14 protein-coding genes are annotated in these 13,178 nt (G+C 66.4%); 7 read left to right on the top strand and 7 right to left on the bottom strand.

What is annotated here, in order from left to right; translation table 11 throughout:
• Positions 1-41: 41 nt before the first annotated feature.
• A complete protein-coding gene (locus tag EJO69_RS06150) occupies positions 42-248 on the bottom strand; it encodes a helix-turn-helix domain-containing protein (RefSeq protein WP_126040243.1) in 207 nt (68 codons plus the stop codon).
• Between the two features lie 228 nt (positions 249-476).
• On the opposite strand from EJO69_RS06150, the gene EJO69_RS06145 reads away from it, so the two are divergent.
• Positions 477-920, top strand: coding sequence for a DUF6912 family protein (locus EJO69_RS06145; protein WP_126040241.1), 444 nt, complete (start codon positions 477-479; stop codon positions 918-920).
• 5 nt (positions 921-925) lie between these two features.
• Here EJO69_RS06145 and hisN read toward each other — a convergent pair whose 3' ends face one another.
• Genes hisN through EJO69_RS12310 form a run of 4 tightly spaced genes read right to left on the bottom strand, consistent with a single transcriptional unit; the run spans position 926 to position 4,625 of the window.
• Positions 926-1,747: a histidinol-phosphatase gene (gene hisN / locus EJO69_RS06140; RefSeq protein ID WP_126040239.1), complete on the bottom strand. Its 822-nt coding sequence runs from the start codon at positions 1,745-1,747 to the stop codon at positions 926-928.
• Positions 1,748-1,789: 42 nt separating this feature from the next.
• The gene (gene rsgA, locus EJO69_RS06135; protein WP_126040237.1) at positions 1,790-2,800 is read right to left on the bottom strand and encodes a ribosome small subunit-dependent GTPase A; all 1,011 of its coding nucleotides are present in this window, start codon (positions 2,798-2,800) and stop codon (positions 1,790-1,792) included.
• Complete coding sequence (aroA, locus tag EJO69_RS06130; RefSeq protein ID WP_126040235.1) at positions 2,797-4,080, bottom strand: 3-phosphoshikimate 1-carboxyvinyltransferase; 1,284 nt, start codon at positions 4,078-4,080, stop codon at positions 2,797-2,799. The genes rsgA and aroA overlap by 4 nt, the downstream gene beginning before the upstream one ends.
• Positions 4,077-4,625, bottom strand: a complete 549-nt coding sequence (locus tag EJO69_RS12310; protein WP_164519885.1) for a DoxX family protein — start codon at positions 4,623-4,625, stop codon at positions 4,077-4,079. Before EJO69_RS12310 ends, aroA begins: the two co-directional genes overlap by 4 nt.
• Before the next feature lie 359 nt (positions 4,626-4,984).
• Between EJO69_RS12310 and EJO69_RS06120 the strand changes: the two genes are divergently transcribed.
• The 6 genes from EJO69_RS06120 (at position 4,985) to EJO69_RS06100 (ending at position 8,549) form a co-directional block, all read left to right on the top strand.
• A complete protein-coding gene (locus EJO69_RS06120) occupies positions 4,985-5,740 on the top strand; it encodes a glucosamine-6-phosphate deaminase (RefSeq protein ID WP_126040231.1) in 756 nt (251 codons plus the stop codon).
• A gap of 1 nt (position 5,741) precedes the next feature.
• The gene (locus EJO69_RS06115) at positions 5,742-6,857 is read left to right on the top strand and encodes an N-acetylglucosamine-6-phosphate deacetylase (protein WP_164519884.1); all 1,116 of its coding nucleotides are present in this window, start codon (positions 5,742-5,744) and stop codon (positions 6,855-6,857) included.
• Between the two features lie 54 nt (positions 6,858-6,911).
• Positions 6,912-7,520, top strand: coding sequence for a sigma-70 family RNA polymerase sigma factor (locus tag EJO69_RS06110; RefSeq protein ID WP_126040227.1), 609 nt, complete (start codon positions 6,912-6,914; stop codon positions 7,518-7,520).
• Entirely contained in the window at positions 7,517-7,789 is a 273-nt protein-coding gene (rsrA, locus tag EJO69_RS06105) for a mycothiol system anti-sigma-R factor (protein ID WP_126040225.1), read from the top strand. Before EJO69_RS06110 ends, rsrA begins: the two co-directional genes overlap by 4 nt.
• A gap of 69 nt (positions 7,790-7,858) precedes the next feature.
• Entirely contained in the window at positions 7,859-7,933 is a 75-nt protein-coding gene (locus EJO69_RS12755) for a 50S ribosomal protein bL37 (protein ID WP_371684930.1), read from the top strand.
• Positions 7,934-7,994: 61 nt separating this feature from the next.
• The gene (locus EJO69_RS06100; protein ID WP_126040223.1) at positions 7,995-8,549 is read left to right on the top strand and encodes a hypothetical protein; all 555 of its coding nucleotides are present in this window, start codon (positions 7,995-7,997) and stop codon (positions 8,547-8,549) included.
• Positions 8,550-8,603: 54 nt separating this feature from the next.
• On the opposite strand, the gene EJO69_RS06095 is transcribed toward EJO69_RS06100, so the two are convergent.
• Both EJO69_RS06095 and EJO69_RS06090 read right to left on the bottom strand, forming a co-directional pair.
• On the bottom strand, positions 8,604-9,194 hold the full coding sequence (locus EJO69_RS06095) for a GDSL-type esterase/lipase family protein (protein ID WP_126040222.1): 591 nt from the start codon (positions 9,192-9,194) through the stop codon (positions 8,604-8,606).
• 57 nt (positions 9,195-9,251) lie between these two features.
• Positions 9,252-12,971 carry a multifunctional oxoglutarate decarboxylase/oxoglutarate dehydrogenase thiamine pyrophosphate-binding subunit/dihydrolipoyllysine-residue succinyltransferase subunit gene (locus tag EJO69_RS06090; RefSeq protein ID WP_126040220.1) on the bottom strand — a complete coding sequence of 1,240 codons (3,720 nt, stop codon included), beginning with the start codon at positions 12,969-12,971 and terminating at the stop codon, positions 9,252-9,254.
• Positions 12,972-13,178 lie beyond the last annotated feature (207 nt).

Genomic DNA, 13,178 nt, shown 5'->3' with positions numbered 1-13,178 from the left:
GATGGGGCCACCATCGGTGACCCCATCATGTTCAACTGGTATTACCCTTGACCGCGCACCCGCTGTCTGGTCGCCTCGTAGCCGTCCTCGATGTACTTCTCGAGGACGGTCTGCTCAATACGCCACTGCCCGCGTCCGCCAACCTGAATGGCTGGGAGCGTACCGGAGTGGATAAGGGATCTCACCTGAGCCGTCGAAACGTTGAGGGTTTCAGCGACATCGGCAATCGTCATAAATTTTGTGGCCATAATATGCGATCTCCGCTTCGGGACTCCGTTCGGATGACGGAGTGGTGATGGTCTGTGACACCGGTCAATCGGCGATTTACCAGTCTACAGTCGGATACTCAACAGTACATCTTGGTACTATCGGAGTAAATTGTATGTCATTCCACTAACAGGCGGCTTTAAGGCTCCTCGGCGCGGTATCCCCGTGTCCGGTGGCATACGGGACGGATGAGGGCGATGGGGAGGACTGTGCGGATTTTCTTCACACTGTCATATCAGGGACTCGGCAGAGATGAGCTCGAGGTCCCTCTCGCCCACGCCGTGACGGACCAGCTGAGGGCGGCCTTCCCGGAGGAGGATGACGAGGAGCTCGACATGATCGCGCTGCTCGCGGCCGCCGATGACAGCATCGCCGTGATCGGAGACGAACCGTTCCGGATCGTCGTCGCGGCTGACGTCGAGGCGACCTATGTCGGAACCGACGCGTACCCGTCGCTCGTGCGGCCGTCCAGAGCTGTTCTGTGGAACGATGTCGCTGCGATCTTCGCCGACGAAGAGGAGGCGGCCGATGACGTCACGGCCGCTCGGCACGGGGACGCCGAAGCCTTCGACCGGTGTGCGGACTGGGATCTGCTCTGGTACGACCCGACAGAAAGAGCCCACCTCGCCCGCGAGCTTCAGGCCCGCCTCTGAGTCTTTCAGGCTCTGGCTGTGCCCTCGCCGTCTGATATCGAGTTGAGGATCTTGAGCGCCTCGTCGTGGAGATGACCGTTCGTGGCGACGGCGTTCCCACCCCAGGGGCCGGGCTCACCCGAGACGGATGTGAATGTACCGCCGGCCTCGGTGACGATCGGGACGAGGGCCGCCATATCGTACAGCTCCAGCTCGGGCTCGCAGGCCATGTCGACGGCACCCTCGGCGACGAGCATGTACGACCAGAAGTCGCCGTAGGCGCGCGTGCGCCACGATTCCTGAGCGAGTCGGAGGAATCCGCGGAGCTGGCCGCGGGCCGCCCACCCGTCCATCGATGAGTACGACAGGGACGCATCGGACACGTTCCTCACATCGGAGACGTGGATCTGCTTGGCATTGGCCCAGCTGCGGCCCGTGAATGCGCCGAGGCCCTTGCCTGCCCACCAGCGCCGGTGGAGGGCAGGTGCGGAGACGATGCCCATGACGATCTCGCCCTCCTCCTCGAGCGCGAGCAGGGTTGCCCACACGGGGACACCGCGCATGAAGTTCCGTGTGCCGTCAATCGGATCGATGATCCATCGGCGCGACGATGACCCGGTTTCGCCCTCCTCTTCACCGAGGATCGCGTCCCGGGAGCGGGACCGGCCGAGCATCGAGCGGATCCGCTGCTCGGCCGCCACGTCGGCATCCGTGACCTCGGTGTTGTCCGGCTTCGTCCGGATCGTCAGATCCTGGGACTGGAAGCGGGGGAGGGTGATCGAGTCGACCTGGTCGATGATCGAGGAGGCGAAGTTCAAGTCATCGCCGAGGCGCGTGAGAGACTGCATGCCCCCAGCTTATGCCACGGCCCCCGTCGACCGGGGCCGTGCTCAGAACTGTTCGGCGCTGTGGCGCGCCTCGAGGAGGCGGCGGAACGATTCCACGCGGCCGACCGTCGACCCGGTGCCGAGATCGAGCCCGCATTCGGGTTCGGTCGCCGCATGCGTACATCCCCTCGGACACTCCTGCGCGAGCTCAAGGAGATCCGGGAACGCCTCAAGGAGCATGTCGGGGCCGACGTGGGCGAGACCGAACGAGCGGACTCCCGGAGTGTCGATGATGATGCCCCCGCCGGGCAGATCGAAGGCTATGGCGGAGGAGGACGTGTGTCTGCCCCGCCCCGTCACGGCATTGACCACGCCGGTGGCCCGGTCGGCGCTCGGGACGAGGGCGTTGATGAGGGTCGACTTGCCGACCCCGGAATGGCCGATGAGGACGGAGATGTGGCCTGCCACCTCGCGCTCGACATCCTCGACGCCGCGCGTATCGCCGGTGGACTCGTCGATGGAGGTGATGATGACGCGGAGGTTGAGATCCGAGTAGAGGCTGAGCAGCTCGGCAGGGTCCGCCAGGTCGGACTTCGTGAGGACGAGGATCGGCTCCATCTTCGCGTCGTAGGCGGCGACCAGGCAGCGATCGATCATGCCCGTGCGCGGCTCGGGCTGTGCGAGGGCTGTGATGATGAGGAGCTGATCTGCATTCGAGACGATGACGCGCTCCGTGCCGGCAGCCTCTCCCTCCTCGGCGGTGCGCCGCAGCGTGGAGGACCGCTCGAGGACCTCGACGATGCGGGCGAGGGTGTCCCTCCGGCCGGACGTGTCGCCCACGACTCTCACGCGATCGCCGACCGCGATCGATCCGCGGCCGAGTTCGCGCGCCTTGATCGCGACAATCTCGACGTCGCCATCATCGAGTACGAGATGGTAGCGGCCCCGGTCGACCCGGTAGACGCGTGCCGTCAGAGCATCCTCATGATCGGGACGGATCTTCGTGCGAGGCCGGGAGCCGCGCCTGTTCGGACGAACCCGGACACGGGGATCATCGGTGCCCGTGTCCCTCATCGCACGAGACCCTCCCACATGGTTGGGAAGTCTGGCATCGTCTTCGACGTGCAGCCGATATCGAGGACAGACACACCCGGGACAATCAGGCCGAGGATGGCGCCGAAGGTCGCCATCCGGTGATCCTCGTACGAGTCGACGACGCCGCCGTGGAGCGGGCTGGGCTCAATGACGAGGCCGTCGCGCGTCTCTACGCACGTGCCGCCGAGCTTCGTGATCTCTGCGGCGATCGCCGCCAGTCGGTCCGTCTCGTGCCCGCGAAGGTGGGCGATACCCGACAGTCGCGAGGGCGAGTCCGCGAGGGCGGCGAGCGCCGCCACGGTGGGGGTCAGCTCGCCTGCGTCATGGAGGCTGATGTCGAGCCCCGTGAGTTTCTCGGGGCCGGTCACGGACAGGACACCGTCGACGAGGCTGGTCGACGACCCCATCTGCTCGAGGATGGCGATGATGTGGGCTCCCGCCTGGGAGGTCTGCGACGGCCAGCGGGGGATCTCCACCGTCCCGGCTGTCGCAGCCGCGGCCGCGAGGAAGGGTGTCGCGTTCGACAGGTCGGGTTCGACGGTGACCGTGCCCGGCCGCAGCGGGCCGGGGCTGACGCGCCACGTGGGCCGCTCGCCGAGGTCCTCGTCGATGTGCGCGCCCGCGGCGCGCAGCGTCTCGACCGTCATCGCCACATGGGGGAGCGACGGAACAGGTCCGCCCTCATGCACGATCGTCAATCCTTCCGGCAGGCGCGGCGCCAGCAGGAGGAACGCCGAGACGAACTGGGACGAGCCCGAGGCGTCGACGGTGACTGTGCCGCCCCGGGCGGGGCCCTGGACGGTGAGCGGCAGCGTGCGGCCCGCGGGGCCGTCGCCCGCCTCGATGCTGACGCCCAGGCGCTCGAGGGCGTCGAGCAGGGGTCCGATCGGGCGCCGGTACATCGCCTCATCGCCGTCGAAGCTCACGGGTCCGTCGGCCAACGCGGCGATTGCGGCGAGGAAACGGAACACGGTGCCGGCGAGGCCGACATCGATATGGGCGGAGGTGAGGGGACCGGGGGTGAGGACGAGGTCGCCCCCGTCCTCATCGATCCGTACACCCATCGACCGCAGCGCCGTGATCATGAGGTCGGTATCACGGGAGCGCAGGGCGCCCACGAGCCGCGACGGCTCATCGGCCAGCGCGGCGATGACGAGGTGGCGGGCGGTCAGCGACTTGGAACCGGGAACATCGACACGACCGAAGACCGGCGCGCTTGCATGCGGCGCCGGCCAGGGGTCGGGAAAACTATGTGTCAGGACTTTGCCTTCTCCTTGGCTTTGGCTATCTTCTCCGACAGTTTAGCCTTCTGGGCCTCAAGCTCCGCCTCGTAGCGGTCGGCGAGGACACTCATGTCCTCCTTGTGCGAGCGGTGGTTCTCGAGGCGCCAGCCGAGGGACGGCTTGCCGCGACGGTCCCCGGCCGCGACGAGGGCGCCGCCGATGAGACCGGCCGACGTGGCGAGCCCGGCCATGTGCTTCTTCCGCTCGTCCCCGCTGCTCAGCCAGACGGGATTGCGGACGAGGGCGAGTGCGAGCTCGCTCTTGGCGAGCACGAGGGCGGACAGGCGCGGCTTCTTGCCGAGCGCCATGCAGACGCCCGCGACGATGCGGACACCACCGATGGCGCGCGTGGCGATGGCGACGGTGCCCTCCGACAGGGCGCCGACTCCGACCTGCTCAAGAGTGGGGTTGATCCGGTCGACCGCCTCGACATGCTTGTCGGGATGCCGGACGGCATCGACGCCGGAGACGATGAATGGGGCAGCAAGGAGGGGGCGTGCGAGGCCTGTGATGATACTCATGTCTACATTCAATATCAGAGTGGCGGGAAATGAAACCGAGAGCGACTGTTCTTGGCGGAGGGCTCTGCAGACTCGGGCCGTCGCTGGGCCGGTCAAAGCCCGGTGTTCGGCGATTCCGCTGAGATGAGTGAAGAGAACAGGGGCACCTCCCTTGACGACAACCCCAGCGGGCACCCAGAGACTCTCCGGAGAATATTCGGAATCTGAGCCCAGGCGGCGGGCGTGCCTGATTCTTTCGCTCCATGCCACATCTCGGCCCGAACGCCCGCACATTCTGATAAACCGGATGATAACGGCTGCGCGGGGGCCTCCTCGCCCGGCCCACATCGACCACACGGCGCTCATAGGCAAGGAGCAGCATGCGAGTCATTATTCGCGACACCGCTGACGAGGCGTCACGCCTCGCGGCTCAGCAGATCATCGACGGCTTCACCCCGCCCGGACGCCTCGGCGTGGCGACGGGCTCAACTCCTCTGCCCCTGTACCGGGAGTTGCGCGAGGCATATGCGCGAGGCGAGTTCACCCTCGAAGGGAGCACCGCGTGGGCCCTCGATGAATACGTCGGCATCGACAAGGATCACCCCGAGAGGTACCGGAACGTTCTACTCACCGAACTCGTCGGCAACGGCGGGACCGGGCTCGCCGCCGAGGATCTCAAGACGCCGGACGGCAAGGCGGAGGATCCTGAGGAGGCGGCACGGATCTATGAGCAGATGATCGCACCGGGCGTCGACATTCAGATCCTCGGGCTCGGCAGCAACGGCCATATCGGCTTCAACGAGCCGTTCGATTCGCTCAATTCCCGTACGCACGTCGGACTCCTCACCGGGACGACGCGTCAGGACAATGCCCGCTTCTTCGATGACGACATCTCTCAGGTGCCCGTGCACTGTGTGACGCAGGGCCTGGCCACGATCATGACAGCGAAGTCGATCGTGCTCCTCGCCTTCGGGGAGCGCAAGGCGGAGGCTGTTGCCCGCATCGTCGAGGGCGCGGTCACCCAGCGCTGGCCAGGCTCGATCCTCCAGTTCCACGAGGATGTCACTGTCTACCTCGACGAAGCGGCCGCGTCCGGCCTCGAGCTCATCGACAGGTTCAAGCAGTTCCACAGCTGACATGCTGATCGACGCGGCTGTGTTGAGCGCAGCGGGGGAGGAGATCGGCTCCGGCATCGTCCTGGACAATGGGGCCGTTACCGACATTCTTCCTCCGATCGGGCGTCAACCGTCGGCTGCCCTCTTCCCGGGGTTCGTCGACATCCATTGCCACGGCGGCGGTGGGGCGTCCTTCCCCGACGATATCGACGACGACGCCATTGAACGGGCTGCCGCCACCCACCGTCGCTCTGGGACGGTCCATCTGCTTGCGTCGATCGTCTCCTGCGCGGATCCGACTCCCGCCATCGATGCCCTTGTCAGGGCGTGCGCTCGCGGCACCCTCGCCGGGATTCACCTCGAGGGGCCCTTCCTCAGCCCCGCCCGTGCGGGCGCCCAGAGGCCTGACGCGATCCGGCCGATCGACCTCGCGGAGCTGAAACAGTGGCTCGACGTCGGCTCCGGATGGATCAGGACGGTGACGATCGCGCCCGAGCTCGACGGTGCCGTCGCCGCGGCGGCGCTGCTCAAGGATTATCGGGCCATCCCCTCCTGGGGGCACACGAACGCTACGGGCGCTCAGGTTCGGGCTGTCCTCGCCGCCGTCGGGGCGACACGGAGTGGGCCCAGGCCCGCCCAGACCGCCACGCACCTGTTCAATGCGATGCCTCCGCTCCATCACCGCGAACCGGGCCCCGTCCGGGAGCTGATCGCGGCGGCGACGCGCGGCGAGGTGGTCGTCGAGCTCATCGGCGACGGGGTGCACGTCGATCCAGACCTGGTCGCCGACCTGCTCGTCCTCCTCGATGGGGGAGCGGCGCTTGTCAGCGATGCGATGGCCGGGGCTGGTATGCCCGATGGCCGGTACTCACTCGGCGGTGTGGATGTCACGATCGAACGCGGTGCTGCGCTCCTCTCCGGGACTGACACGCTCGCGGGTGGGACCACGACGCTGGCCGACCAGGTCTCCCTCCTTCTCGGCCGGGGAGTGCCCGCACCCGTGCTCGCCCGAGCGGCCTGCCTCACTCCGAGCATGGTGATCGGCATCGAACCTCCGCCATCCCCGCAGGTCGGACAGCCGCTCACGGGGGTCCTCGTCGACGCCTTCGGATTCCGCGCGTGGCGTGATGGGGAATGATCGGAGAGGAACCCGCGTTATCCCCACTATCACGACACGGGTAGTATGGGGAGAATGACAGAGGATCTGAGCCGGGCTCCGGCGGACGAATCGGTCGAGGAGCGCCGTGGGCGCTTCGAGCGGGAGGCACTCCCGTATCTCGACCAGCTCTACGGCGCCGCGATGAGACTGACGAGGAACCCTGCAGACGCGGAGGACCTCGTCCAGGAGACGTACGCGAAGGCCTACAGTTCATTCCACCAGTTCAAGGATGGGACGAACCTCAAGGCGTGGATGTACCGAATCCTCAACAACACATTCATCTCCTCCTACCGCAAGAAGCAGCGTGAGCCGAAGAAATACGACGCCGGCGAGCTTGAGGATTGGCAGGAGTACGCGGCATCCACCCACGAATCGAAGGGAATGCGGAGCGCTGAGGCTGAGGCCATGAGCTCGCTCCCCGACGAGGAGATCCGGGAGGCGATGGCAGCACTGCCGGAGGACCGGCGCATGGCGGTCTACCTGGCGGACGTCGAAGGATTCGCGTACAAGGAGATTGCCGCCATCCTCGAGATCCCGCTCGGCACGGTGATGTCCCGGCTGCATCGGGGCCGCTCACAACTACGAGAGCTGCTCGCCCACTACGCTGCTGACCGAGGCTACGCTACGGAGGCGAAGGTATGACGAATATCGATGATGTTGCGCGTGAACTCGGCGCAGAGATCCTGCCCTGCACCTGTGCAGAGGTCCGCGATCACCTGTTCGAGCTACTCGACCGGGAGATGGAGGATGCCGAGATGGGCAGGCTCCGCGCCCACGCCGACTCCTGCCCGGATTGCACGGAGGCCGCGGAGGCCGAGCGCCACATGCGCCAGATCATTCGCAGATCATGCCAGGAGCCCGCGCCCGCATCGCTGCGCGTCCGCGTTGTCACGCATCTGACAGGACAGTGATGGGCGCGCGCCCTAGTCGAAGGGCGCGGCGTGCTACTATGTCTGATGTTGTTTACCTGAGGAGGAGCCATGTCACGTCGTGGTCGTAAGCGCAGGTCGCGCAAGAAGAACGCAGCCAATCACGGCAAGCGTCCCAACGCCTGAAAAACCTGCTGTATGGCCGCGCCCCAGGGTGCGGCCATACGTGTAAGCCAAGGAGATCGACTTGTCTGTTCCCGAATATGCGGCTCGAATTTCTCGCATCGCCCAGCGCCGCTCGAAGGCCTGGGCGCACATGCTCGACCTCTGGGACGGCTCCGATGAGTTCATTGTCAGCGTCCGGGACGGATCGTTCGGCGAGGCGATGAGAGAGCATTTCCAGGAGATCGGACAGGAATCGCTCGCCCACGGTCCGCTCATGAGCCTTGACGTCTACTCGCGCGGCTCGCGCCGCCGGACGTTCGAGGCCGACCGTGAGGCTTTTCTCGCCGATCACGATGGCCTGATCGGCGATCAGCCTCACCGGGCCGACATTGAGAAGATGGTCGAGCTGTGCCGTATGGAGTCGCGGGCGTGGGCGGCTGGCGACCACTCGGCGGGCAGGGACGCCCGCAAGGAGGAGTTCCTCCACCTCGACAGCGGGCTCGAGCAGCGGCTCGTCGAGCTGTTCTCTGAGAACGTGACGGACGCTCAGTCACACGTGTGGCGGACGCTCTCGCGCATCTTCATCGCGACAGAGACGGGACACCAGTCGTCGCTCAACCTTGCAGGCCAGGCTTAGGGCCCGGCCGAGGCGAGACGCATGAGGGGAGACAGTAACTGTCTCCCCTTCTTCTTATGACGCGAGGCCCAACCAGTGGTGCCAGCCGTTGTGGAGGACGAGCCAGGCGAGCAGGCCATAGCCGGCCTGCTGCGGGGTGTAGGCGCGCGGATCCGCCATGTCTGTCTGCCACTGGTCGTGGTGCGCGAGCGGATGATAGGTGTCGACGAACGGCACGCCGCGGCGCTGCGCGACATCCTGGAAGGCCTTGGACAGATCGCTCAGTCGGTCGGCGGGCACGTCCCCGCGCGGGGGCGGGCCGACGACGAAGGCCGGCATCTGGATGCGGGCCGCCTGGTCGAGAATGTTCGCGAGGTTGAGGCGCGAGCGGACGAGTGAGACGCCGCTGTCGATGTCTCGCGAGCCGAGCCCGATGACGAGGCGGTTGTCCGCCTCCGGGCTCGTGCGGGGCATGACCTCGGATTCCCAGCGTTCGGCGAGCCGGTGCGAGTCCTCGCCCGGGATCGGGAGGACCATCGGGGTGACCGGGAGCGGTGATTCGGTGCGGGCGAGCACGCGGCCCGTCCATCCCATCGCCCGCGCATCACCACGGCCGGCGACCAGTTCGTCGCCGACCACCATGATCCGAAATTCTTCCCTGCTCATCGCCCCAGTCTCTCACAGCGGACTGCGGGCGCCCCGTGGGACGCCCGCAGTGTGTTGTCAGCGATCGAAGATCCTGTCCATGAGGTCCTTGTTCTCTGCCGCGTGGCGGGTGGCGAGCCCGGTCGCGGGCGAGGCCGCGGCGGGCCGGGAGACGACCGTGACCGGGCCGATCTGCGGGAACATGTTGAGCGCGAGGTGCGGCCAGGCGCCCTGGTTCTGCGGCTCATCCTGCAGCCAGACGAGGTCGGCGTCGCCGTAGGGGGCGAGTGCCTCCTTCACCTGCTCGAGCGGCTCCGGGTAGAGCTGTTCGAGCCGGATGATCGCCGTGGCCGTGTCGCCGCGCTTCTCCCGGGCCTCGACCGCGTCGTAGTAGATGCGGCCGGAGCACATGACGACGCGGGTGATGCCGGCCGGGTCGAGGTTCTGCTCGACCTCGCCGATGACGGTCTTGAACTCTCCGCCTGTGAAGTCCTCGATCGGTGACTGTGCGGCCCGGCGGCGCAGGAGCTGCTTCGGGGTCGCGACGATGAGGGGCTTGCGCGGGCGGCGGTAGGCCTGGGTGCGCAGCAGGTGGAAGTAGTTCGCGGGTGTCGACGGCTGGGCAACGATCATGTTGTCCTCCGCGCACAGCTGGAGGAAGCGCTCGATACGGGCCGAGGAGTGATCGGGGCCCTGACCCTCGTAGCCGTGGGGCAGGAGCATGACGAGTGAGGAGCGCTGGTTCCACTTCTGCTCGGCCGAGGAGATGAACTCGTCGATGACGGTCTGAGCGCCATTGGCGAAGTCCCCGAACTGGGCCTCCCAGAGGACGAGTGCATCGGGACGCTCAACCGAGTAGCCGTATTCGAACGCGAGGACGGCGTACTCGGACAGCGAGGAGTCGTAGATCCACAGCTTCGCCTGATCCTCGGTGAGGTGGCGCAGCGGCGTCCACTCGGCGCCGGTGACGACGTCGTGTGCGGTCGCGTGCCGCTGGACGAAGGTGCCTCGCCTCGAGTCCTGACCGGACATCCGGACCGGCGTCTCCTCGATGAGGAGCGAGCCGAAGGCGATGAGCTCGGCGAAGCCCCAGTCGATCCCGCCCTCGCGTGCCATCTTGTTTCGACGCTCGAACAGCTGGCCGATCTTCGGATGAACGGTGAAGCCCTCGGGGGCGCGCACGTGTGCCTCGCCGATGCGGGAGATGACCTCGGGGGTCGTTGCCGATGTCCAGCCGACGATGACGCCGGCGTCCTCCTGCTGCGCCTGCGGAAGCTCGAGGCCGGCCACCGTGTCGACGTGTGGGAAGCCGTAGCCGGTCTCCTTCTCCTTTTCGCGCACTTCATCGAACGCGTTCGACAGGATGTTGTGGAACTCCGTCTCGAGCTCCTTGACCTGTTCGTCCGTCAGCGCTCCGCGGCCGAGCAGGGACTCCGTGTAGAGCTGCCTGGGGGTCCGCTTCGATTCGATGAGGCCGTACATGACCGGCTGCGTCATCGACGGGTCGTCGCCCTCGTTGTGGCCGCGCTTGCGGTAGCAGACCATGTCGACGATGACATCCTTGCGGAAGGTCTCGCGGTACTCGAAGGCGAGCCTTGCCACCTCCGTGACCGCCTCGGGATCATCGCCGTTCACGTGGAAGATCGGCAGCTGGAGGCCTTTGGCGATGTCCGTCGGGTAGTACGAGGACCGGCCGGATGCGGGGGAGGTCGTGAAGCCGATCTGGTTGTTGACGATGATGTGGATCGTGCCGCCCGTGCGGTAGCCGCGGAGCTGGCTGTAGTTGAGGGCCTCTGTCACGACGCCCTGGCCGGCGAATGCCGCATCGCCATGGATGAGGACGGGCAGGACGGAGAAGCCCTCCTCGCCGAGATCGATCCTGTCCTGCTTCGCGCGGATGACGCCCTCGAGGACGCCGTTGACCGCTTCGAGGTGGGACGGGTTGGCCGCGAGGTAGACGTCCGTTGTCGACCCGGAGCGCGCCGTGTACGTGCCCTCCGTGCCGAGGTGGTACTTGACGTCACCCGTGCCCTGGACCGAGCGCGGGTCCTGGGTGCCGTCGAACTCGGTGAACACCTGCTTGTAGGACTTGCCGGCGATGTTTGTCAGCACGTTGAGCCGCCCACGGTGTGCCATGGCGATGCCGACCTCCTCGAGGCCGGAGTCGGCCGCCGAGTCGAGGATCGCGTCGAGGAGCGGGATGAGGGACTCGCCGCCCTCGAGCGAGAAGCGCTTCTGGCCGACGAACTTCGTCTGGAGGAACGTCTCGAACGCCTCGGCCTCGTTGAGCTTGCGCAGGATCTGCAGGCGGTCCTCGGCCGTCAGCTCGATGTGCGGGCGCTCAAGACGGGCCTGGAACCATTCGCGTTGCGCAGGGTCCTGGATGTGCATGTACTCGATGCCGACATTGCGGCAGTAGGACTCGCGCAGCTGCTCGATGATCTCACGCAGGAGCAGATGGGACGTGCCCGCGAAGCCGCCCGTCGGGAACGACCTGTCGAGATCCCACAGGGTGAGGCCGTACCGGGTGATGTCGAGGTCGGGGTGGCGGCGGTTGCGGAAGGCCAGAGGATCGGTGTCCGCGATGAGGTGGCCGCGCGAGCGGTAGGCGTGGATGAGCTCGGCGATGCGGGCAGGCTTGCCCATCTCCCGCTTCGCGTCATACTCGACATCCTTCTGCCAGCGGACCGGCTCATAGGGCACGTGGAGCGCCGTGAACACCCGGTCGTAGAACCCGTCCCGGCCCGTCAGCTTCTCCTCGATCTCGCGCAGGAACTCGCCCGAGGCGGCGCCCTGGATGATCCGGTGATCGTAGGTGGAGGTCAGGGTGAGGACACGGGAGACTCCCATGCGGGCGAGCGCCCTGTCGGATGTGCCCGCGAATTCCGCGGGGAAGTTCATCGCGCCGACGCCGATGATCGTGCCCTGGCCGTTCATAAGGCGCGGGATCGAGTGGACGGTGCCGATGCCGCCGGGATTCGTCAGGGTCGTCGTCGTGCCCTGGAAGTCCTCGACAGTGAGGCTGTTCTTCCGGGCCCGGTCGACGAGGTCCTCATACGCGCGCCAGAACTCGACGAAATCCATCGTCTCCGCCGCCTTGACGGAGGGCACCACGAGCGTGCGGGTGCCGTCGGGCTTCGGCAGGTCGATGGCGAGGCCGAAGTTGACGTGGGCGGGCTCGAAGACCGCCGGCTTGCCGTCTTCCGTCAGCGTGTACGCCTTATTCATGTCCGGCACCTTGACGAGCGCCTCGACGACGGCATAGCCGATGAGGTGCGTGAACGACACCTTGCCGCCGCGCGTGCGTCGCAGATGCTGGTTGATGACCGCGCGGTTCTCGAACATGACCTTCGCCGGGATCGCGCGCACCGAGGTCGCGACTGGGATCTCGAGCGAGGACTCCATGTTCTTCACGGTGCGAGCCGCGGCACCGCGCAGCTTCGTCGTCGACGCCGCACCATCATCCTCTGCCGGTGCAAGCTCGTACTTCTCCACGTACGGGGTCGTCGCAGGAATGGCGACCACGGGGGGTGCGGGGGGAAGGTCGGAGCGGACCTGGGACTGCTCCGTCGCTGACTGACGATTATCGGGATCATGCTGAGCGCGACGGGACGAGGTGCTCTCCTCCTCGACGGGAGCCGCAGGTGCTTCACGGCCCTCCGATTCCCATCTCATGAACAGCTCGCGCCATTGCGGCTGGACGGCTCCACGGTCCTCGAGGTATTTCGCGTAGAGCTCGTCGATGAACCACTGGTTCGCGCCGAAATCCTCATCGGAACGTTTCTTTGTGTCGGACACTTGCGGTCGCCCTATCTTTCTGTGAGTTGCGGAACATGTCCAGTTTAGGTGACGTGGCCGACAGACACCGCCCCCGTCCCCAAAACACGCTTTATTTTCCTGCTTTTGCGCCACCGTTGTTGGCCACTTTCAAGAGCGGGTCACGATTGCGTCACCCGTGGCACCCGCAAGGCCCATCAACAGCCTTGGAGCGATGTAGCATTCCAA

It is taken from the genome of Flaviflexus salsibiostraticola (assembly GCF_003952265.1).
GTDB lineage: Bacteria > Actinomycetota > Actinomycetes > Actinomycetales > Actinomycetaceae > Flaviflexus > Flaviflexus salsibiostraticola.
This window is presented reverse-complemented; position numbering and strand designations above follow the sequence as displayed.

Bases quoted from the DNA above. Each gene is read 5' to 3' on its own strand.
- rsgA (WP_126040237.1), bottom strand. From the start codon at position 2,800: ATGAGGGACACGGGCACCGATGATCCCCGTGTCCGGGTTCGTCCGAAC.
- EJO69_RS06110 (WP_126040227.1), top strand. From the start codon at position 6,912: ATGACAGAGGATCTGAGCCGGGCTCCGGCGGACGAATCGGTCGAGGAG.
- EJO69_RS06150 (WP_126040243.1), bottom strand. From the start codon at position 248: ATGGCCACAAAATTTATGACGATTGCCGATGTCGCTGAAACCCTCAAC.
- EJO69_RS06115 (WP_164519884.1), top strand. From the start codon at position 5,742: ATGCTGATCGACGCGGCTGTGTTGAGCGCAGCGGGGGAGGAGATCGGC.
- EJO69_RS06095 (WP_126040222.1), bottom strand. From the start codon at position 9,194: ATGAGCAGGGAAGAATTTCGGATCATGGTGGTCGGCGACGAACTGGTC.
- EJO69_RS12310 (WP_164519885.1), bottom strand. From the start codon at position 4,625: ATGAGTATCATCACAGGCCTCGCACGCCCCCTCCTTGCTGCCCCATTC.
- hisN (WP_126040239.1), bottom strand. From the start codon at position 1,747: ATGCAGTCTCTCACGCGCCTCGGCGATGACTTGAACTTCGCCTCCTCG.
- rsrA (WP_126040225.1), top strand. From the start codon at position 7,517: ATGACGAATATCGATGATGTTGCGCGTGAACTCGGCGCAGAGATCCTG.
- EJO69_RS06120 (WP_126040231.1), top strand. From the start codon at position 4,985: ATGCGAGTCATTATTCGCGACACCGCTGACGAGGCGTCACGCCTCGCG.